Below are 21,973 nucleotides of genomic sequence, written 5' to 3'. Positions count from 1 at the left end.
ATTGCGGTCAAGCCGCGGTATGACAGAAAAAAATATATATAAAATATGTTTGAGTATTTAATAAAATTCTATCCAAAAATCTTTTTTATTGTAGAGGGAACTTTGGTAACTTTAAAATATAGCGTTATTGCCGTTATATTCGGTTTAGTAATAGGGATGCTGCTCGCTATTTGTAAGGTAAATAAAAATCGTGCTTTAAGGCTTTTTGCAAATTTCTATACTTCTATTTTCAGAGGAACGCCTTTATTAATTCAATTAAGTATTATTTATTTTGCTTCACCTTATATCATAGGCATTAAATTTAGTGTGTTTATGGCGGGAGCTATTGCTTTTTCTCTTAATTCGGGAGCATATGTTTCCGAAGTAATCAGGGCAGGGATTAATGCAGTTGATAAAGGGCAGTTTGAAGCGGCTGAAGCTCTTGCTATTCCAAAGTTTTTAATAACGAAAGATATAATTCTGCCGCAAGCAGTTAAAAATATTTTTCCGTCATTAGTAAATGAGCTTGTAAATTTGATTAAAGAATCAGCCATTATTTCTATGCTTGGAGAAATGGATTTAATGCGTAGAGCACAAATTGTATCAATTGAAACATATAATTATTTTTTTCCAATGCTTATTGCTGCGTGCTGTTACTATATTTTAGTGATGTTAATCAGCTTTATAGCAAAAATAATTGAGAAAAAAATGATTGTTAATTAAAACATACTTGCTTTTATGGAAAAAGTAATTATAATTTAAATTTAGTGTAATTTACAAATTCTTATAATTTGTATTTAGAAATGATTGAAAATAAAGGGTGGAAGTATTTTTCACCCTTTAATTATCGTATATATAAGTTTTTTTTGGAGTATTTTTTTTAATGCCGACATATAATCAATTAGTACGTTTTGGGAGAAAGTCAAAAACTCGTAAGACCAAATCTCCTGCCTTAGAATCCAATCCTTTTAAAAGCGGTGTTTGCCTAGTTGTAAAAACCGTTACCCCTAAAAAGCCTAACTCTGCACTTCGTAAGATTGCAACGGTGCGTTTAAGTAATAAAAGAACCGTAAATGCATATATTCCTGGTGAAAAGCATAGTGTGAAGGAACATGATAGGGTGTTAGTAAGAGGCGGTCAGGTTCCTGATCTTCCGGGGGTGAAATATCATATCGTACTCGGTGCTTATGATATTGCCGGAGTTAAAGGACGTAAGCAAGGTCGGTCACGTTACGGTGCTCCTCGTAAACAAGTTGCAGTTACAAAAAAATAAATTATTAGTTAGAGAGAAAAAATAAAATGTCACGTCGTCATGCCGCAGAGAAGCGAGTAATTTTACCTGATATGAAATATAACAGTATTTTACTGTCAAGATTTATCAATAATATTATGAAAGAAGGGAAGAAAGCCCTTGCAGAGAAAATTGTTTATTCAGCCTTTAATAAAATTGAAAAGAAGCATAGAGTTGATCCGTATCAAACCTTTAATAATGCTATGCATAACGTGAAGCCGCATTTAGAAGTAACTTCGGTTAGGGTTGGAGGAGCTAATTATCAAGTTCCGACGCATGTTGATGAAAGAAGAGGATATGCCCTTGCTAGCCGTTGGATTATTAATGCTGCGTCAAAACGTTCTGAAAAAATGATGATTGATAAACTTGCCGAAGAGCTGTTTGAAGCTTCTAATAATAGAGGTGTTGCCATTAAGAAGAAAGAAGATACTCATAAAATGGCCGAAGCTAATAAAGCTTTCTCTCATTTTAGCCCTAAAAAAATGAAATAAGGTAGGGTATAATGAGTAAAATAAATAAACTTGAGCATATTCGTAATATCGGTATATGTGCTCACATTGATGCCGGTAAAACTACAACTACCGAACGTATTTTATATTATACCGGTAAATCGCATAAAATAGGTGAAGTTCATGAGGGCGGTGCTACCATGGATTGGATGGAACAAGAACAAGAACGTGGTATAACCATTACCTCAGCTGCTACTACTTGTAGATGGCAAGATAAAATAATTAATATTATCGATACTCCTGGACACGTTGACTTTACTATCGAAGTAGAGCGTTCGCTTCGTGTTCTTGACGGTGCGGTTGCAGTATTTGACGGTGTAGCAGGTGTTGAACCGCAGTCAGAAACGGTTTGGAGGCAAGCAGATAAATATAATGTTCCTAGAATGTGTTTTGTCAATAAAATGGACAGAATGGGAGCAGATTTTTATAGATGCGTGGAAATGCTCAAAGATCGTTTAGGAGCAAAACCGCTTGTTATTCAGTTGCCTGTAGGGATTGAAGAAAATTTTAAAGGTATCATTGATCTTATTAAAATGAAAGCAGTGATTTGGAAAGATGAAGCACTTGGAGCTGAGTATTTTGAAGAAGATATACCTGCTGATATGAAAGATAAAGCTGAAGAATATCGTGCTAAATTACTTGATATGGTTGTTGAGTTAGATGATCATGTTATGGAAAAATATTTATCAGGTGAAGAAGTAACAGCAGAAGAAATTAAAAGATTAATCAGAAAAGGTACTATTTCAGCAGCATTTTATCCGGTTTTATGCGGTAGTGCTTTTAAAAATAAAGGGGTACAGCCTTTACTTGATGCCGTAGTAGATTTCCTACCTTCGCCTATTGATATAGGTATAGTAAAAGGTATGGAAGTAAGTACCGGTGCAGAAAAAGATTTCCCTATTTCGGTAACTGAGCCTTTTGCAGCTTTAGCATTTAAAATTATGAATGACCCATTTGTCGGTTCATTAACTTTTATTAGAATATATTCAGGTAAAATTACTTCAGGAACAACTGTTATTAATACCGTAAAGAATAAAAGAGAAAAAATCGGTAGAATGCTATTAATGCATGCTAATAATCGTGAAGACGTAAAAGAAGCATCAGCAGGTGATATAGTAGCTTTAGCAGGTCTTAAAGATACTACCACAGGTGATACGTTATCTGATATTGATCAGCAAGTAATCTTAGAAAGAATGGAATTTCCAGAGCCGGTAATTGAGCTTGCGGTAGAACCTAAATCAACAGCCGATCAAGAAAAAATGGGCCTCGCGCTTTCTCGTTTAGCAGCTGAAGATCCATCATTTAGAGTGTCAACTGATTATGAAACAGGACAAACAGTGATAAAAGGAATGGGAGAGCTCCATTTAGAAATTATCATTGATCGTATGAGAAGAGAGTTTAAGGTCGAAGCAAATATTGGAGCTCCTCAAGTAGCATATCGTGAAACTATAACAAAAGTTTGTGAAATTGATTATACCCATAAGAAACAATCCGGCGGTGCAGGACAATTTGCTCGTGTAAAAATTATTTTTGAGCCTCTAAAAGAGGTAAAAGATCTAAAAGATGAAGATAAAAATAAAAATTTTGTCTTTGAAAGTAAAATCATCGGCGGTGCCGTGCCTAAAGAATATATACCAGGTGTTGAAAAAGGATTAAATAATATTAGAGAAACCGGTGTTATTGCCGGTTATCCTATGATTGATTTTAAAGCAACTTTAGTTGACGGTGCGTTTCATGATGTAGATTCTAGTGTACTTGCGTTTGAAATTGCTGCAAAGGCAGCATTTAGAGAAGGGATGCCGAAAGGTAATCCTAAATTACTTGAGCCGATTATGCAAGTTGAAGTTATCACTCCTGATGAATATATGGGTGATATTATAGGCGATTTAAATAGTCGTAGAGGACAAATTCAAAGCATGGATCCAAGAGGGAATGCTCAAGTAGTTACTGCGAATGTTCCTTTAGCGGAAATGTTTGGTTATGTTAATACGCTTAGGTCTTTATCTCAAGGTAGAGCTCAGTTTAGTATGATATTCTCTCATTATGATCAAGTGCCGAGTCAAGTAGCTGATATTATTAAAGCTAAAAAATAATTTAGGGGTGAGGTGTCACGTCTTACAGAAATAAATGTTGTTTTGCCGTGGCAGCTTATAAATTAACAGTACTGTTTATTATAGTAATTTTTTAATAATAACAAATATTTTTAATAACTTTTATTGATTTTTTATTAAAAATATGATAGGAGTGTAGCTCAATTGGTAGAGCGCCGGTCTCCAAAACCGGAGGTTGCGGGTTCGATACCTGTCGCTCCTGCCATTATAGGCTTAGAGCTTTTGTGCTATAAAATATAGAATTTTTACAAAATTTGCTTATAGAGAGAAATTTGAAAGAGGTACTTCACCTCGAATCGCAGCGTACATACTAGTATGTGAGAATTCCAGTGCTGGATTATCGTCTCAATTGCCTCTAGAAGTAGCATTTTGTAAGAAGTCTAATAAATTACCTACAAAAATATGTTTAAAGAATATAAAATTTATAAGTTTTTTGAACAAGTTAAACAAGAAACTTATAAGGTAGTTTGGCCAACTAGAAAAGAGCTTGTTGCTTCAACATTAGTAGTGGTAGTAGCAGTTTTTATTTTTAGCCTAATTTGTTTGGTACTTGATTATAGTATACATAACATAATGCAGCTTTTGCTTAATATCGGCAAATAGTATAAGGAATAAATTGTGACAGCACAGAGTATAGATAATATATTGCCTTCTTCTGAAAAAAATGTAAAGCAGTGGTATGTAGTACATACGGCATCAGGGGTAGAGAAACGCATTAAAGAAGATATGCTTAGAAAAATCGCTAAACAGAACATGACGGATTTTTTTGAAGATATATTAATACCTGTTTTTGGAGTTTCTGAAGTTAAACGCGGTAAAGATGTCAAGGTAGAAAAAAAACTAATGCCGAGTTATATCTTGATAAAGATGAATATGACTGATAAATCTTGGCATTTAGTAAAAAATATATCTGGAGTAACCGGCTTTTTAGGAAGCAAAACCACACCAAAAGCTCTTACAGAAAGTGAAATACAAAATATTTTTAATAATTTGGAAGCAGAAGCTAAAGAAGCAAAGAATTCTAAATTGTATGAAGTTGGTGAAATAGTGACTGTTACAGACGGTCCTTTTGAAACTTTCATGGGTACAGTAGAAGAAATAGATCAAGAAAAAAATAGGTTAAAAGTTTCAGTTGCAATATTTGGTAAAGCAACTCCAATAGAACTAAATTTTAATCAAGTAAAGAAAAATGATTAAAAGTTGGACTAAATACGGTTTATAAATTACTTAAGCTGTATTGTACGAATGTTCGGGATGTCATTGTTGCGGGATAATGCGTCGTCATTGCAAGCAGCAGTAGGCTGAGTGGCAATCTAGGAGAAATAATAAAAAACTTCTGATTTACAGAATTTTTTTTCTTCCTTGTTTTGTCAAAACTTACAGCTTTTTCTTGCAATGATGGGAAACAAGATCCATGCAATTGTTACAAAGTAATATTAATTTAAGAGAAAAATAAGGATATTTGTAAATGTCTCAGAAAGCAATAAAAGGTTATATTAACTTGATAATTCCAGCTGCTGGAGCCACTCCTGCACCTCCTATAGGACCGGCCCTAGGACAAAGAAAAGTTAATATTGCAGCATTTTGTAAAGATTTTAATGATGCTACGCAAGGTATGGAAAAAGGAATACCTCTGCCAACCGTAATTACCGTTTATGAAGATAGTAGTTTTTCTTTTAAAATAAAAACTCCTCCTGCTTCTTACTTTTTAAAGAAATATGCTAAAATTACTAAAGGTTCTAGTGCTACTAAAAAAGAAGCCGTAGTAGGTAAAGTTACTATGGATGATTGTCGTGAAATTGCAAAGTTAAAAATGCCTGATTTAAATACAAAAAATATTGAAGCAGCAACAAAAATTATTTGTGGTAGTGCTGCATCTATGGGACTTGAAGTAGTAGGGAATTAATTATTATGTCAAATAAGAAAGATGTTGCTGTAAAAATTAGCGGCGGTAAAAAAATAAGAGAAGCTAGAGAAAAAGTAAAATCAGATACTTTATATAATTTAACAAATGCAGTTGAACGATTAAAATCAGCATCATATGTTAAATTTGATCCAACCTTAGAAATAGTTATGAAGCTTGGAATTGATTCTAGGCATTCCGATCAAATGGTACGTGGTGTAGTTAATTTACCTGCCGGTACAGGCAAAACCGTAAGAGTTGCCGTTATTTGTAAAGAAGAAAGAGAAGAAGAAGCTAAAAGTGCCGGAGCAGATTTAGTAGGTTCAACAAATATTATTGATGAAATTAAAGCAGGGAAAATTAATTTTGATGTATGTATAGCTACTCCCGATATGATGGTAGCTATAGGTTCAGTTGCAAGAATTTTAGGACCAAAAGGTTTAATGCCTAACCCTAAACTTGGTACCGTAACTTTAGATATTAAAAATGCTATTAAAAATGCTAAAAGCGGTCAGGTAGAATATAGAGCAGAGAAAGCAGGTATAATTCATGCAGGGCTTGGAAAATTATCTTTTTCAGACCAAGATTTATTAAAAAATTTAAATGCGTTTATTGAGGCAGTAATTAAAGCAAAACCTGCCGGATTAAAAGGAAGTTATTTAAAAGCAATGTATTTATCTTCTACTATGGGAGCATCGGTACAAATAGATTTAACTAGTATAGCATAATTTTTATAGCCGTTTAACGGTTATTTTAAGCATTTGTATCAGTTTAAATATATTAAACTGTATTATAAAAGGAGAATTAAAAGGTGTTAAGATCAGAAAAACCGGTAGCAGTAGAGGATATTGTAAATATTTATAAAGAATCGCCCTCTATAATTATTACTCATTATCACGGGTTAACCGTTAGTCAAGTGAGTTCGCTTAGAGAATCACTTAAATCTAAAGAAGCAGGTTTTAAAGTAGTTAAAAATACTTTAGCAAAAATAGCTGCAAATCAAACAGGGCTTAATAGTATTGTTAATTTATTTGCGGGTCCTACTGCTATTGTTTATTCTAAAGAACCGGTTGAGATGGCAAAATTAGTAGTTAATTTTGCTAAGGCTAATGATAATCTTAAGATTATTGGTGGAATAGTAGATAATCACGTATTAGATGAACATTCAATAAAAGAACTTTCTAAGCTACCTACACTTAATGAGCTTAGGGGTAAAATTGTTGGGTTATTACAAGCACCGGCTACTAAGGTTGTAGGTGTTTTACAAGCCCCATCTTCGAGTATGGCGAGAGTAATACAAGCACATGCTAGTAAAAATTAACTTAAAGGTTACTGCATCAGGTATTTTAATTGATAATTAAAGAGCTGTTATAGTGAAAATTAATAAGGTTTTTTATAGGATATTATTCTTATTTTAAAAAAGTCTTATAATTTGAAGCACAAAAGAATTTAATTAACTTTAAAATGCCTGATGTAGTAATCTCTCAATATAAAAAAAGTAAAAAGGAAAAAATTATGGCAGATTTAGCTAAAATTGAAGAACAATTATCATCATTAACGTTAATGCAAGCAGCTGAGCTTGTGAAAATGCTAGAAGAAAAATGGGGTGTATCTGCAGCAGCTCCTGTAGCTGTAGCAGCTGCCGGTGCTGCAGCTCCTGCAGCTGAAGCAGTAGCTGAAAAAACTGAGTTTGAAGTAGTTTTAACAGCTGCCGGTGATAAGAAAGTTGAAGTAATTAAAGTTGTGAAAGATATCACAGGTCTTGGTTTAATTGAAGCTAAGAAATTAGTTGATGAAGCTCCAAAGCCGATTAAAAGCAATGTGAAAAAAGCAGAAGCAGACGAAATCAAAGGTAAGTTAGAAGCTGCTGGAGCAAAAGTTGAATTAAAATAATTATTTCTGCACTAGGTTCTGTAAAGAAAAGTTGAATTATTCGTATTTTAGATAGTTTTAAGTAAAAATTAATAAGATTCTTGTTGAAACAGTTGTTTTTATTCCAAGAAAAATCTTATAATTTTCAATCAAAAACAACTAAGTATAGATTAATTTTTTTACAGGACCTAATGTTTTTGCATTACAGATGAAATATTTTATAGCTTTAAATTAACTTCTTAAAATCCAAAAAGCCTTATTCAAATTTAATTACTAAATAAGGCTTTTTGGATTTTAAGAGGTTAATTTAAAGCTAATTTAAGTTATTTTTTTGCAATAGGATAAAGCTATTACATTAACAATCTTATTGATTAAAATAATTTTGTTAATGTACCATACGTCTAGAAGTTTAAATTATTGAAATTTTCTAGGTTCTGTGAACATTTATAATTGATTTTTAGTGAAAATTAATGAGATTTTTGAAGGAATAGCTACCTATTTTAAAAAAATATTATAATTTGTTGCAACAAACAAATAACCAAAATCAAATCTTTTTGGAAATGTTCGTAGAGCCTACACAAGATCTAAATAAGAAACTTACTAGGTTTCTTTAATTTAAGTTTTATGTGAAAAATTTTAAAACAGTATATTGTATTTTACTGCAAATTATAAGTATTTTATTGAAATAGGTATCTATTCCAATAAAAACTTTATTGTTTAAAATATAAATAATTTAAATTTTATATACAGAACCTAGGTTCTGAACACTTTTGATTAATGATTATTAATTAGGAGATATTTTTAAGCGAACATTAATAAGATTTTTGAGAGGAGAGTTTATTACTATTTCAAAAAAATCTTATGATTTACAGCTAAAAAGAGCCATAATTATGATTATTCTATTAAAAGTGCATAGGACCTAATCACTGTAATACGGGCAGTAATTTTATCAGTCAGGAGATTATATGGTTTCATTAAGGGATAATATAGAAGCACAACCCTTGTCACATAATAGAAGAATAAGAAAAAATTTCGGTCACATAAATTTAGTAGCAGATATACCGAATTTGATTGAAATTCAAAAAAATTCATATGAGAAAAACTTTCTACAGTTAAATATTAAAGATTCTGAAAGAAAAAACAAAGGTTTACAATCTATATTAAACTCGATTTTTCCTATTTCAGATTCCTCCAATATTGCTAATTTAGAATTTGTAAAATATGAATTTGATACTCCAAAATATGATGTAGAAGAGTGCAGTCAAAGAAGTTTAAGTTATGCTGCTCCTCTTAAAGTTACTTTAAGATTAAGTATTTGGGATATAGATGAGGATACCGGTACTAGAGAAATTAAAGGAATTAAAGAGCAAGAAGTATATATGGGTGATATCCCATTAATGACTAAAAACGGTACTTTTATTATCAACGGTACGGAAAGAGTAGTTGTATCACAAATGCATCGCTCACCTGGTGTATTCTTTTATCATGATGAAGGAAAAGTCCACTCTTCCGGCAAGCTTTTATATTCTGCTCGTGTTATTCCATATAGAGGGTCTTGGCTTGATTTAGAATTCGACGCTAAGGATGTGATTTATTTCAGGATTGATAGAAAAAGAAAGCTTTATACTACTACTTTGCTTAGAGCTATAGGTATGAGTACTGAAGAAATTATAAAATTTTATTATAACTCAGTAACTTATAAGCTTGTTAAAAATAAAGGTTGGGCGGTTAAATTTATACCTCAGCATATTACTGCTCATCGTTTAACAAGTGATTTAGTAGATGCAGATACCGGAAATATTCTACTGAAAGCAGGACAAAAAATTACTCCGCGTTTGGCTAAAAAATATTTTGGGGAAGGGCTTAATAATATTTTAGTAGCTCATGAAACTTTAATCGGCAAATATCTATCCGAAGATTTAAGAGATCCTGCAAGCGATGAAGTATTAGCAAAAATCGGTGAAGTGATTACTGCTGATATGCTAAATGTTATTAATGATCTTAAAATTAAAAATGTTAACGTATTAGTAATCAATCCTCAATCCGGTCCATATATAAGGAACACCTTATTTGCTGATAAAAATCAGGATCGTGAGGCAGCATTATATGATATTTTCAGAGTTCTAAGACCAGGCGAACCTGCTAATATCGAAGCGGCTGAAAGCCTGTTTTATAATTTATTCTTTGATACGGAAAGATATGATCTGTCAGAAGTCGGGCGAATAAAAATGAATTCTAGGTTAGAGCTGAATATTTCTGAAGAAGTTACGGTTTTAACAGTTGATGATATTAAAAATATCGTAAGAGTTTTAGTAGAGCTTAAAGACGGTAAAGGTATCATAGACGATATTGATCATTTAGGTAATAGAAGGGTTAGATCGGTAGGTGAATTGATAGAAAATCAATTTAGAATAGGTTTAGTCCGAATGGAAAAATCTGTAATTGAAAGGATGTCGGCAGGTGATGTTGATACCGTAATGCCTCATGATTTAGTAAATTCTAAAATTTTAGTTTCAGTAGTAAAAGAATTTTTTAGTACCTCCCAATTATCCCAATTTATGGATCAAACAAATCCATTATCGGAAATAACTCATAAAAGAAGGCTGTCGGCACTCGGTCCCGGAGGTCTTAGTCGAGATCGAGCAGGTTTTGAGGTGCGTGACGTACATCCGACTCATTACGGTCGTATTTGTCCTATTGAAACACCTGAAGGTCAGAATATCGGGTTAATTAACTCTATGGCTACTTATGCTAGAATAAATAAACATGGTTTTATAGAGAGTCCGTATAGAAGAGTTAAAGATGGATGTGTAACCGATGAAGTGGTATATCTTTCTGCTATTGAAGAAGGTAAATACAAAATCGGACAAGCAAATTCTAAAATTAATAAAGACGGAAAGCTGCAAGGAGAGTTTATTAATTGCCGTGTTGAAGGCGGTAATTTTGTAATGGTAGAACCGTATGAGGTAGACTTCATTGATGTGACTCCTATGCAGGTAGTATCGGTTGCGGCTTCTCTTATACCTTTCTTAGAAAACGATGATGCTAACCGTGCTTTGATGGGTTCAAACATGCAAAGACAAGCCGTTCCTTTAATTAAAACGGATGCACCTTTTGTAGGTACCGGAGTTGAAGGGGTAGTAGCTAAAGATTCCGGAGCGTCAGTGCTTGCATTACATGACGGTATTGTTGAGCAGGTAGATTCAAATAGAATCGTGATTAGAACTCTAGAACAAAAAGTTGACGGTTCTCCTTCGGTTGATATTTATAACTTACTAAAATTCCAAAAATCCAATCATAATACTTGTATAAATCAAAAGCCTTTAGTTAAGGTCGGTCATTACGTTAAGAAAAACGATATTATAGCTGACGGTCCTAGTACGGATAACGGTGAAATTGCTTTAGGTCGAAACGTGCTTGTGGCTTTCTTACCTTGGAGCGGTTATAATTTTGAAGATTCCATTTTAATATCCGAACGTATAGTAAAAGAGGATGTATTTACATCTATTCATATTGAAGAGTTTGAAGTAATCGCTAGAGATACACGCCTTGGTCCTGAAGAAATTACCCGTGATATACCGAATGTAAGTGAAGAAGCGTTGCGTCATCTTGATGAGGTCGGAATAATTTATATAGGTGCAGAAGTAAAAGCTGGTGATATTTTAGTTGGAAAAGTAACACCAAAAAGTGAATCGCCTATTACTCCTGAAGAGAAGCTACTACGTGCTATTTTCGGGGAAAAAGCTTTTGACGTAAAAGATTCATCGCTGCATGTACCTTCCGGAGTGAGCGGAACTGTAGTAGAAGTAAGGGTATTTTCTCGTAGAGGTGTAGAAAAAGACCAGCGAGCTATTGCTATTGAAAAACAACAAATTGAAAAATTCGCAAAAGACAGAGACGATGAATTAGAAATTATTGAGCATTTTGTGTTTAGTTGGCTTGAAAAGCTTTTAGTAGGGCAGGTGATTATTAACGGTCCTAAGCAAGTAAAAGTAGGACAAACTATTACTACTGAAATGCTAAAAGGCTTATCTAAAGGGCAATTTTGGCAGATTATCGTGGAAGATGCAAATGTAATGAATGAAATAGAGCAGATAAAGACTCATTATGATGAGAAAAAAGAGGCTCTTGATAAAAGATTTGCTACTAAGGTAGAGAAATTGCAAAGTGGTGATGATTTACCTCAGGGAGCTTTAAAAGTAGTAAAAGTATTTATTGCAACTAAGCATAAATTACAACCCGGGGATAAAATGGCAGGAAGACACGGAAATAAAGGTGTTATTTCACGTATCGTACCTGAAGAAGATATGCCGTTTTTAGAAGATGGAACTGTGGTAGATATCGTTCTTAACCCTCTAGGTCTTCCGTCCCGTATGAATATAGGACAGATTTTAGAAACGCATCTTGGGTGGGCATCAATAAATTTAGCAAAAAAAATATCTACCTTAGTAAAGGAATATAAAAATAAACATATAGGTATTGAGCAGATTAAGAAATTCTTAATTGAACTGTATGGAGAAAATATTAATTCTATACTTGAAAGACCGGAAGAAGAGATTATCTCTTTTTGTAAGAAAGTAAGTAAAGGCGTACATTTTGCAACTCCTGTATTTGACGGAGCAAAAGTTCAGGACGTTAAAGATATGCTAAAGCTTGCCGGTCAAGACCCTTCAGGACAAGTGAAATTAATTGACGGTAGAACCGGTGAATATTTTGACCGTCTAGTGACCGTCGGACAGAAATATTTGCTGAAATTGCATCATTTAGTCGATAATAAAATTCACTCCCGTTCTATAGGACCTTATAGCTTAGTAACGCAGCAACCGCTTGGAGGTAAGTCTCATTTCGGCGGACAGCGTTTCGGAGAAATGGAATGCTGGGCATTACAAGCTTACGGTGCAGCTTATACGTTACAGGAAATGTTAACGGTTAAGTCGGATGACGTAAACGGTAGGATCAAAACTTATGATTCTATAGTACGTGGTGAAAATAATTTTGAATCAGGCATTCCTGAATCATTTAATGTTATGATAAAAGAATTTAGATCTTTATGTCTTAACGTAAAGCTTGAAGTAACTTCAAGTTAAGAAAGACAGGTCATTTAAACAGATAAAAAACAAGTTTTTTATCTGTTTTACTAGATTCCCGCTTTTGCAGGAATGACATATAGGGTGCAATAAGAACTCTGGGTAGACGAAGGTCAATTTCAAAAAGAGCTAGGAGTTCACAAGGCGAGGAGCGGAGCGTATACTTAATACGTGAGCACCGCAGAACTTGTAGAACGACAACGCCAATTTTTGAAATTCACTGAGTATATACGAGTAATTTTTAAGGAAAAGTATTTATGAGCGTAGTAAATTTTTACGGACAATTAAGTAATACTCAACAATTTGATCAGATAAGGATTAATATAGCAAGTCCCGATCAGGTACGTTCGTGGTCTTTTGGTGAAGTAACAAAACCTGAAACAATTAACTATAGAACTTTTAAGCCTGAGAAAGATGGTTTATTTTGTGCAAGAATTTTTGGTCCGGTAAAAGATTATGAATGTCTCTGCGGTAAATATAAGCGGATGAAAAACCGTGGCATTACGTGTGAGAAATGCGGCGTTGAAGTTACGGTTTCTAGAGTAAGACGTGAAAGAATGGGGCATATTGAACTTGCAGCTCCCGTTGCTCATATTTGGTTTTTAAAGTCGCTACCTTCAAGAATTAGTACACTTCTTGATATGACAATGCGAGATGTAGAAAAGATTCTTTATTTTGAAAATTATGTAGTAGTTGACCCAGGGCTATCGATTTTACAAAAAGGCGAACTCTTAACAGAGGAAGAATTACAGAAAGCAAAAGATAAGTACGGTGAAGATGCATTTACTGCCTCTATAGGTGCAGAAGTAATACAACAAATGCTTAAAGAGCTTGATTTTTCAAAGTTAAAGCAAGAGTTATACGAGGAATTACAAACCACTTCTTCAGAAGTCAAAAAGAAAAAATTAGTAAAGCGTTTAAAATTAGTAGAGAATTTTTTAGAGTCGGAAAACAAGCCGGAATGGATGATTATGGATGTTTTACCGGTTATTCCTCCTGAAATTAGACCGCTTGTTATGCTTGACGGCGGAAGATTTGCTACTTCAGACTTAAATGAACTTTATAGAAGAGTAATTAATAGAAATAATCGTTTAAAGAAATTAATAGAGTCAAAAGCTCCTGATATAATAGTCAGAAACGAAAAAAGAATGTTACAAGAAGCGGTGGATGCATTATTTGATAACGGTCGTCGCGGTAGAGCAGCGAAAAATGCTAATAAGCGTCCATTTAAGTCATTAAGTGATATGCTTAAAGGTAAGCAGGGGCGTTTCCGTCAGAACTTGCTAGGTAAGAGGGTTGATTACTCAGGACGTTCGGTTATCGTGGTAGGACCTGAGCTTAAACTTCACCAGTGCGGTTTACCTAAAAAAATGGCTCTGGAGTTATTTAAGCCGTTTATTTATTCTAAGCTTGAGTTGTACGGCATCGCTACAACTATTAAAGCCGCTAAAAGAATGGTAGAAGCTGAAAAATCCGAAGTGTGGGACGTGCTTGAAGAGGTAATTAGAGAGCATCCGGTTTTACTGAATAGGGCTCCGACGTTACATAGGCTTGGTATTCAAGCATTTGAACCGCTATTAATTGAAGGTAAAGCGATCCAGCTTCATCCGCTTGTGTGTGCTGCGTTCAATGCGGATTTTGATGGTGATCAGATGGCAGTACATATCCCGTTATCGATTGAAGCACAGCTTGAAGCTAGGGTATTTATGATGTCTACAAATAATATCTTAAGCCCCGCAAACGGTCGTCCTATCATTGTACCGGATAAAGATATAGTGCTTGGTTTATATTATCTAACCCTTGCATTTGATAATGAAGTAGGTGCAGGGATGATGTTCTCAGATTTAGCTGAGATGGAACATGCTTTATATAATAAATTTATAACTATTCATACAAAGATAAAATATCGCAGAAATCAGTTAAATGCCGAAGGTAAAATGGTCCCTGTTATCATTGATACTACTTACGGTAGGTTAATGGTCGGTGAGTTGTTGCCTTCTAACCCTAATATAGAATTCAAGTGTATTAATAAACAACTAACTAAAAAAGACATATCATTAGTTATAGATTTAGTTTATCGTCACTGCGGTCAAAAAGCTACGGTAATTTTTGCCGATCAGCTAATGAAACTAGGTTTTAAATATGCTTGTTCTTCAGGTATTTCTTTTGGAATGGACGATATGGTAGTACCCGAATCTAAGAGTACTCATATCAACGAAACTCAGCTTGAAATAAAAGAATTTGAACAACAATATTCAAACGGTTTAATTACTTACGGAGAGAAATATAATAAAGTAGTCGATGCTTGGTCAAGATGTACCGATAGAGTAGCAAACGACATGATGAAAGAGATTGCTATGCCGCCGGTTAATGATGCTCCAAATCATCAGAAAATAAATGCTATATATATGATGGCTATTTCCGGAGCAAGAGGTTCTTTCCAGCAAATTAAGCAGCTAGGCGGTATGCGAGGTTTAATGACCAAATCAAACGGTCAAATTATACAAACTCCTATTATCTCTAACTTTAAGGAAGGATTAACTGAATTTGAGTGTTTTAATTCTGCTAACGGAATGCGTAAAGGGCAAATAGATACGGCTTTAAAAACGGCAAGCTCAGGTTACTTAACAAGAAAATTAGTAGATGTTGCACAAGATTGTATTATTACTGAAAAAGATTGTGGAACTGATAAAGGAATTGAAGTTAAGAGTGTTATTGAAGGTGGAGAAGTTATAGTACCTTTAGCGGAAAAGATTTTAGGTCGTACTGCTGCTATTGATATATTTCATCCGGTAACTAATGATCTAATTCTCAATAAAGGCGAGCTTATTAATGAAGCAAAGTTAGAGCAGATTGAGGCGGCAGGATTCGACAGAATTATGATTAAATCCGTATTAACCTGTGAAAGTACTACCGGTATATGTAGCATATGTTACGGTAGGGATCTTGCTACCGGTACATTAGTATCGGAGGGTGAAGCAATCGGGGTTATTGCTGCTCAATCTATCGGTGAACCGGGTACGCAGCTTACAATGAGAACTTTCCATATTGGAGGAGCGGCAACAAAAGGTGCTGAGGTTTCTTCCGTAGACGCTTCCTATGACGCAAAAGTGAAAGTTATCAGTCGTAACGTTGTGATTAATTCTGAAGAACGCAAAATTGTTATGAGCCGAAATTGTGAATTATTATTGCTTGATAATAACGGTAATGAAAAGGCTCGTCATAAAATTCCATACGGTGCTAGATTACTTGTTGATGACGGTGATATGGTGATTAAAACTCAAAAACTAGCAGAATGGGATCCTTATACTATACCGATTATCACGGAGAAGTCAGGTAAAGTTTTATTCAAAGATATGGTTGAGGGTATTTCTATTCGTGATGTAACTGATGAAGCTACCGGAATACCGAGTAAAGTTATTATTGAATCAAAGCAATATTCACGTGGTGCAGAATTACGTCCGCGTATACAGCTTTTAGATGCTAAAGGTGAAGTTATCACCTTATCAAACGGTTTAGAAGCTAGATATTACTTGCCGGTTGGAGCAGTTTTAAGCGTAGAAGACGGAGTACAAATATCGGTAGGTGATATCATTGCACGTATACCGAAAGAATCAACCACTACTAAAGATATTACAGGTGGTTTACCAAGAGTTGCCGAGCTTGTAGAAGCAAGACGCCCTAAAGATCATGCAGTTATTGCCGAAATTGACGGTAGAGTAGAATTCGGTAAAGACTATAAATCTAAAAGACGTATTGTTATACATCCGATTGATGAAACAATGTCTATTGAGTATATGGTACCAAAAGGCAAGCATGTTGTAGTTAACGAAGGTGACTTTGTTAAAAAAGGTGATTTATTGATTGACGGTAATCCGGTACTTCAAGATATTTTAAAAGTAATGGGCGTAGAGGTTCTTGCAAATTATATTGTTAATGAGGTTCAAGCCGTTTATCGTCTACAAGGTGTAAAGATTGATGATAAGCACATAGAAGTTATTATCCGTCAGATGTTACAAAAAGTAGAGGTTACGGATTCAGGCGGAACTACGTTATTAGTAGGTGAAAAAATAGATAGACATGAATTTGATGAGATAAATGAAAAAGCTATGAAAAATGGTCTAAAACCTGCTGAAGCACAATTAATATTACAAGGTATTACTAAAGCTTCTCTGCAAACTAGATCGTTTATCTCCGCGGCATCATTCCAAGAGACTACTAGAGTTTTAACTGAAGCAGCTATTGCTGGTAAAGTAGATAAGTTGCGAGGACTAAAAGAAAACGTGATAGTTGGACGATTAGTACCTGCTGGAACCGGTTACTTTATGGATAAAATGCGTAAAGCAGCCGCAAAGCTTGATGAAGAGAATGTATAAATATACTAAGATAGAACTTGAAAAATTGGCTGTGTCGTCTTTGTAAGTCGTAGGATGCTGAACGTTTAATATACGCTCCGCTCCTCGATTTACAGACCCTTTGCTCTTTTCCAAGTTGATCTTCGTACGTACCGGATAGTTTATAAAAAACCCGTCATTGCGAGCCAACATTTATGCTGGCGTGGCAATCTCATGAAATAATAACAAACTCCCCTGAGCTGGCTTCGTCAATTACTTTGTAATGTCCTTGCAATGACGAGGTGGTATCCACGCAACAATGCCTTCCTAGCAGAAGCGGGAATCCAGAAAAATAACCTTACTACGCATTATTGACAAAAAAAAGCCTATAAAAAACCAAGTTTTTTATAGGCTTTTCCTTATTGCCCACTTGCAGAAATGACGCTTTAATAACAAGCAATCGGTGCTGTTAAATGCTCGTAGGTTTGACCTAAATAAGATACTGGTTGTTCAAAGATATACGTATTATTGTTATCATAATTACCGTATAATTGTAATTTTGCTAGAGAATCGTCATATTGGAAGTTTTTAAGTGTTTCTTGATTTTTAGATATCTGAATTTCTGCTAAACAATGTTCAACATAAGTTTTCAGTACTTCTTGACGAATTGCATCATGTAAAGCTTTTAACATGAGTAAGTTTACTAATGGGTTAATACTATTATTTGCATTAGTAGTAATCGTAGCTTCTTCGTGTTTTTGATCAATAGACATCTTTCCAAACTTCACTTCTAGAGGTAATTTAGACGTCGATCCGGTACTCGCATCCTCACGTATGTCTATATACGCTGCGGTGCTGTGTTCCGTATCTCTTTTAAACTCCTCTCTATAAGCTGGTTTAGAAAGATGTCTAACAGGCAATTCAGAAATTAAAGACTCTTCATTGCTTACTTCTACCTTCTCTGTTTCAAGATTTGCTGATGCAGTATTGACTTTTTCTTCAAAATTTATCTCTGGGAAAAGTGCTGTCACATCCGTTATTTCAAGTTTTCCTCCTTTTTTACCTACTTCATAAGCTTTAGTAATAATCTGTTTATAAATAACGTCAATTAATGCTCGTTTTGTTTGTATTTCATCAGAATAGTTAATTCCTCCTTCATTCCAAAACTTTACTATTCTAGACAAAACAGGAATATATTTATTGGCCTTTGCTAAAAATTTTTGTATAAATGTAGGTTCAATAATAGGGGTTAATGTAGGATTTTCTTCATATTGTCTAAATACATACTCAACAATTTTAGGTATATTTTGATTTGGTTCTACTTCGTCAGGTAAGCCGTGTAGTATTTTTTTTGCTGTTGCTTGGCCCATCTTCTCATGCAAAATATTAACCCCGATCCATGTCCATGACGGATTAACCGTAAAACAAAGCTTTGTTATATAAAATGCTAGCGATATAGGTAGAGATAATAACTTTAAATAGTTAAGGCAATTATATCGTATTGGATGAGGAGTGAGACTATAAATCTTACCCATATCTTGGTTTAACTCACATGATGCTTTAATCATTGTATACTTCTGCTTAATTAAATGAGAAGTGATGTCATATACTGGCATATTATTACTTAAATTTAACTAATTCGTCAGTAAAATATAAAAAACGTTAACATTTGTCAAATGCTATTTAATGAGACTTTATTTTAAATCAATATATATAATACTTGCAAAGTTTTATCAAGATAAATAGAATCAAAGTCAAAAATAATATAAGGAGTAAATATGCTTAACGTAAATTTTGTGAATGAAGAATCATCTACTAATCAAGGTCTAGTAGTTTTTATTGATGAACAGTTAAAGCTTGATAGTAATTTAATAGGACTTGATCAACAACATCATGGATTAATTTCTAAAACTATTCAGAATAAACTGCAATTTACCGGTAAATATGGACAGATCAAGGTTATTCCGTCCGTCATTAAATCAGGCGAGGTTAGATATTTGATAATAGCAGGTCTTGGGAATGAAGAAAAATTAACTGAAGCAAAAATTGAAGAGTTAGGCGGCAAAATCTTACAGTATGCAACCGGTTGTAAAATTTCTACTATTGGCTTAAAACTTACAAATAGAATTAGCAGGTTTACATCTCAAACATTTGCATCTTTAGTTGCTAGCGGTGCGTTTCTTGCTTCTTACAGATTTGATAAATATAGAACTACCTTAAAAGAAGCAGAGAAGTTTGCAGTAGAGTCAATTGAAATTTTTACTGATAATAGCACTGAAACGGCAAAATTATTTGAAATCAAAAAATTAATTGCTGAAGCAGTATTTTTTACAAGAGATATAAGTAATGAACCGTCAAATATTAAAACTCCTCAAGTTTATGCCGAAAGAATAGTTGATAGACTTGAACCGCTAGGGGTAGATGTTGATGTTATCGGTGAACGTGAGATGAAAAACCTTGGTATGGGAGCATTACTTGGTGTGGGGCAAGGTTCACAAAACGAGTCAAAGTTAGTGGTGATGGAATATAAAGGTGGCAGTAAAGATGCTCCGACTATTGCTTTGGTCGGTAAAGGAGTGATTTTTGATACAGGCGGTATTTCATTAAAACCGTCAAGTGATATGCACTTAATGCGATACGATATGGGAGGTTCTGCAGCAGTTGTGGGTACCATCATTGCAGTTGCTGGTCAAAAATTACCTATAAATATAGTCGGTGTTGTAGGGCTTGTCGAAAATATGCCGTCCGGTAATGCACAGCGTCCAGGGGATGTAGTAACTACCATGTCAGGGCAAACTGCCGAAGTTTTAAATACCGATGCAGAAGGGCGGTTAGTACTTGCTGATGCTGTTTGGTATGCACAAGAAAAATTTAAGCCTAAATGCGTGATTGACGTTGCAACTCTAACAGGAGCAATAACCATAGCACTTGGTAATACATATGCTGGTTGTTTTTCCAATAATGATGAGTTAGCTGATAAGTTAATAAAAGTAGGGGAAGAAGTTAATGAAAAACTTTGGAGAATGCCGCTGCATGATGAGTACGATGCAATGATTAACTCCGACATAGCCGATATGGCAAATATCGGGAACGTACCGAGAGCTGCCGGAAGCTGCATAGCTGCACATTTCATTAAACGTTTCATTAAAGATGGAGTAGATTGGGCTCATTTAGATATAGCAGGCGTTGCAAATAGTAATAAAGCTTCAGCACTCGGTCCTAAGGGGGCAGTAGGATACGGCGTGAGATTACTAGAGAAATTTATCAAAGAATATACTTAAATGCTATTCTTGCGTTGCATTGCCTGCATGGATACCGAGTCGTCATTGCGAGCAGCCTTAGGCTGCGTGGCAATCTCGTCAAATATCCTGAGATTGCTTCGTCAATTACTTACGTCATTTTCTTGCAATGACGGAAAAAACTATCCACATGTGTAATACTGAGCTAAGAATGACATTAAACTTCGTCTATTTACTATTCGTTTATTCTGAATATAATTATGAACACAATAAATAAACCTTATATATTTGTTATAGGTAATGAGAAAGGCGGAGCAGGTAAAACTACCTGTTCTATGCATCTAATAATCGCTCTGCTTTATCAAAATTATTCGGTAGTAAGTATAGATACCGATTCACGTCAAAGTTCGTTAACGAATTATTTAAAAAATCGAGATTTATATAATAAACACAATCCTGATAAACCTGTATTAGTACCGAAACATTTTCATATATCGGAAAGCAAAGTAGAAGAGCAAGCAAAGAGTTTTGAGCCGATACTCAAAAATAATCAGGATGTCGATTATATAGTGATTGATACCCCAGGCAGTCATACTCCTTTATCAAGGGTTGTTCATTCTTACGCCGATACAATTATTACACCGATTAATGATAGCTTTCTAGATTTAGACGTAATAGCAAAAGTCGATAGCAAGGATGAAATTATTAGCCCATCAATATATAGTCAAATGATTTGGGAGCAGAAAATGGAACGTGCTAGTCGTGATAGAATTAGTATAGATTGGGTCATACTTCGTAATCGTTTAAGTAATCTTGATGCATTAAATAAAAGACGTGTAGGAAATGTATTAGCTAAACTTGCTAAAAGAATTAACTTTAAACTCGCAGAAGGATTTAGTGAACGTGTAATATATAGGGAGTTATTTTTACAAGGTCTAACATTACTTGATCTAAAAACTGCAAAATATGATAGAGCATTTAATAGCTCACACGTGCTTGCACGTCAAGAATTACGAAATTTTTTAGACTTTTTAGGTATTAAGGCTGCGTTCAAAGGTTAATTTCTATTAAAGTTTTTCTTGTATAAAAAAATATATATAATGTAAATTAATATGTTTTAACTTTATAAGAGAAGAGAAACAAATGTCAAATATTGCTGAAAATATTTCAAAACTACCGGAAGAACAAGAGAAAGTTAATAAGCTTGTTGATCAATATAAAAATTTAACTCCGGAAGAACAAAAAATTGTTGATAGAAAACTTAAGTCACATTTTACAAAAGAAGAGCTAGAACAAGATGAGCTTAAATCAAGAATGAATAGGATACGTAGTAATTTGTCTAAGCAAGACCAAGAAAAACTACAAGCAGGTAATAATTCTATAGGTGAAATAGCAAAAGATGTATTATCGTTAGTTAAAGGAATAATAAATCTAGTCGAAAATGTTGCAGAGATAATTAAAAATCCTAAGAAAGCAATATATGAATGGATTAAAGGTGAGTTAAATCAAGTAAAACCTCAACAACAAAATTATCAGCAACGCCCATCAAAGCCAAAAGCTGCTGCAATATCAAGATAAAACTTTGGCAAGATAAATTTTTAGTTTTTATTTGCGAAAATTTGTGATTTTATGTATATAATGGGGAAAT

16 protein-coding genes and 1 tRNA gene are annotated in these 21,973 nt (G+C 34.1%); 16 read left to right on the top strand and 1 reads right to left on the bottom strand.

Features of this window, described 5'->3' with window-relative positions:
• Nucleotides 1–45 precede the first annotated feature (45 nt).
• The 13 genes from RSIB_RS03365 to rpoC all read left to right on the top strand — a co-directional run bounded on the left by RSIB_RS03365 (nt 46) and on the right by rpoC (nt 17,128).
• Nucleotides 46–702, top strand: a complete 657-nt coding sequence (locus tag RSIB_RS03365; RefSeq protein ID WP_004996648.1) for an amino acid ABC transporter permease — start codon at nt 46–48, stop codon at nt 700–702.
• A 160-nt stretch (nt 703–862) separates the two neighbouring features.
• Nucleotides 863–1,252: a 30S ribosomal protein S12 gene (rpsL, locus tag RSIB_RS03370; protein WP_004996647.1), complete on the top strand. Its 390-nt coding sequence runs from the start codon at nt 863–865 to the stop codon at nt 1,250–1,252.
• A gap of 26 nt (nt 1,253–1,278) precedes the next feature.
• The gene (gene rpsG, locus RSIB_RS03375; RefSeq protein ID WP_004996646.1) at nt 1,279–1,761 is read left to right on the top strand and encodes a 30S ribosomal protein S7; all 483 of its coding nucleotides are present in this window, start codon (nt 1,279–1,281) and stop codon (nt 1,759–1,761) included.
• An 11-nt stretch (nt 1,762–1,772) separates the two neighbouring features.
• Nucleotides 1,773–3,872, top strand: a complete 2,100-nt coding sequence (fusA, locus tag RSIB_RS03380) for an elongation factor G (RefSeq protein ID WP_004996645.1) — start codon at nt 1,773–1,775, stop codon at nt 3,870–3,872.
• 147 nt (nt 3,873–4,019) lie between these two features.
• Nucleotides 4,020–4,095: transfer RNA gene (locus RSIB_RS05990), tRNA-Trp, on the top strand.
• 197 nt (nt 4,096–4,292) lie between these two features.
• Nucleotides 4,293–4,493 (top strand): preprotein translocase subunit SecE, encoded by a 201-nt coding sequence (gene secE, locus RSIB_RS03385; protein ID WP_004996644.1) that lies wholly within the window; start codon nt 4,293–4,295, stop codon nt 4,491–4,493.
• Nucleotides 4,494–4,508: 15 nt separating this feature from the next.
• Complete coding sequence (gene nusG, locus RSIB_RS03390) at nt 4,509–5,087, top strand: transcription termination/antitermination protein NusG (protein WP_004996640.1); 579 nt, start codon at nt 4,509–4,511, stop codon at nt 5,085–5,087.
• 271 nt (nt 5,088–5,358) lie between these two features.
• Entirely contained in the window at nt 5,359–5,796 is a 438-nt protein-coding gene (rplK, locus tag RSIB_RS03395) for a 50S ribosomal protein L11 (protein WP_004996639.1), read from the top strand.
• A 5-nt stretch (nt 5,797–5,801) separates the two neighbouring features.
• Entirely contained in the window at nt 5,802–6,521 is a 720-nt protein-coding gene (gene rplA / locus RSIB_RS03400; RefSeq protein WP_004996637.1) for a 50S ribosomal protein L1, read from the top strand.
• Between the two features lie 83 nt (nt 6,522–6,604).
• Nucleotides 6,605–7,114, top strand: a complete 510-nt coding sequence (rplJ, locus tag RSIB_RS03405) for a 50S ribosomal protein L10 (RefSeq protein ID WP_004996634.1) — start codon at nt 6,605–6,607, stop codon at nt 7,112–7,114.
• A gap of 194 nt (nt 7,115–7,308) precedes the next feature.
• Nucleotides 7,309–7,686, top strand: coding sequence for a 50S ribosomal protein L7/L12 (rplL, locus tag RSIB_RS03410; protein WP_014273192.1), 378 nt, complete (start codon nt 7,309–7,311; stop codon nt 7,684–7,686).
• Nucleotides 7,687–8,630: 944 nt separating this feature from the next.
• On the top strand, nt 8,631–12,752 hold the full coding sequence (rpoB, locus tag RSIB_RS03415; protein WP_004996628.1) for a DNA-directed RNA polymerase subunit beta: 4,122 nt from the start codon (nt 8,631–8,633) through the stop codon (nt 12,750–12,752).
• Between the two features lie 257 nt (nt 12,753–13,009).
• The gene (gene rpoC, locus RSIB_RS03420) at nt 13,010–17,128 is read left to right on the top strand and encodes a DNA-directed RNA polymerase subunit beta' (RefSeq protein WP_004996625.1); all 4,119 of its coding nucleotides are present in this window, start codon (nt 13,010–13,012) and stop codon (nt 17,126–17,128) included.
• A gap of 404 nt (nt 17,129–17,532) precedes the next feature.
• Here rpoC and RSIB_RS03425 read toward each other — a convergent pair whose 3' ends face one another.
• On the bottom strand, nt 17,533–18,702 hold the full coding sequence (locus RSIB_RS03425; protein ID WP_016728172.1) for a palindromic element RPE1 domain-containing protein: 1,170 nt from the start codon (nt 18,700–18,702) through the stop codon (nt 17,533–17,535).
• A gap of 162 nt (nt 18,703–18,864) precedes the next feature.
• On the opposite strand from RSIB_RS03425, the gene RSIB_RS03430 reads away from it, so the two are divergent.
• The 3 genes from RSIB_RS03430 (at nt 18,865) to RSIB_RS03440 (ending at nt 21,903) form a co-directional block, all read left to right on the top strand.
• A complete protein-coding gene (locus tag RSIB_RS03430; protein ID WP_004996621.1) occupies nt 18,865–20,367 on the top strand; it encodes a leucyl aminopeptidase in 1,503 nt (500 codons plus the stop codon).
• A gap of 218 nt (nt 20,368–20,585) precedes the next feature.
• Nucleotides 20,586–21,386: a division plane positioning ATPase MipZ gene (locus tag RSIB_RS03435; RefSeq protein WP_004996620.1), complete on the top strand. Its 801-nt coding sequence runs from the start codon at nt 20,586–20,588 to the stop codon at nt 21,384–21,386.
• A gap of 82 nt (nt 21,387–21,468) precedes the next feature.
• Complete coding sequence (locus RSIB_RS03440; RefSeq protein ID WP_004996619.1) at nt 21,469–21,903, top strand: DUF3106 domain-containing protein; 435 nt, start codon at nt 21,469–21,471, stop codon at nt 21,901–21,903.
• The last annotated feature ends 70 nt before the right edge of the window (nt 21,904–21,973 follow it).

This window comes from Rickettsia sibirica 246, assembly GCF_000166935.1.
Lineage (GTDB): Bacteria > Pseudomonadota > Alphaproteobacteria > Rickettsiales > Rickettsiaceae > Rickettsia > Rickettsia rickettsii.
The sequence above is the reverse complement of the archived record's forward strand: the minus strand, read 5'-3'. Positions and strand labels throughout refer to the sequence as shown.

Bases quoted from the DNA above. Each gene is read 5' to 3' on its own strand.
- RSIB_RS03365 (WP_004996648.1), top strand. From the start codon at position 46: ATGTTTGAGTATTTAATAAAATTCTATCCAAAAATCTTTTTTATTGTA.
- rpsL (WP_004996647.1), top strand. From the start codon at position 863: ATGCCGACATATAATCAATTAGTACGTTTTGGGAGAAAGTCAAAAACT.
- rpsG (WP_004996646.1), top strand. From the start codon at position 1,279: ATGTCACGTCGTCATGCCGCAGAGAAGCGAGTAATTTTACCTGATATG.
- fusA (WP_004996645.1), top strand. From the start codon at position 1,773: ATGAGTAAAATAAATAAACTTGAGCATATTCGTAATATCGGTATATGT.
- secE (WP_004996644.1), top strand. From the start codon at position 4,293: ATGTTTAAAGAATATAAAATTTATAAGTTTTTTGAACAAGTTAAACAA.
- rplK (WP_004996639.1), top strand. From the start codon at position 5,359: ATGTCTCAGAAAGCAATAAAAGGTTATATTAACTTGATAATTCCAGCT.
- rplA (WP_004996637.1), top strand. From the start codon at position 5,802: ATGTCAAATAAGAAAGATGTTGCTGTAAAAATTAGCGGCGGTAAAAAA.
- rplL (WP_014273192.1), top strand. From the start codon at position 7,309: ATGGCAGATTTAGCTAAAATTGAAGAACAATTATCATCATTAACGTTA.
- rpoB (WP_004996628.1), top strand. From the start codon at position 8,631: ATGGTTTCATTAAGGGATAATATAGAAGCACAACCCTTGTCACATAAT.
- rpoC (WP_004996625.1), top strand. From the start codon at position 13,010: ATGAGCGTAGTAAATTTTTACGGACAATTAAGTAATACTCAACAATTT.
- RSIB_RS03425 (WP_016728172.1), bottom strand. From the start codon at position 18,702: ATGCCAGTATATGACATCACTTCTCATTTAATTAAGCAGAAGTATACA.
- RSIB_RS03430 (WP_004996621.1), top strand. From the start codon at position 18,865: ATGCTTAACGTAAATTTTGTGAATGAAGAATCATCTACTAATCAAGGT.
- RSIB_RS03435 (WP_004996620.1), top strand. From the start codon at position 20,586: ATGAACACAATAAATAAACCTTATATATTTGTTATAGGTAATGAGAAA.
- RSIB_RS03440 (WP_004996619.1), top strand. From the start codon at position 21,469: ATGTCAAATATTGCTGAAAATATTTCAAAACTACCGGAAGAACAAGAG.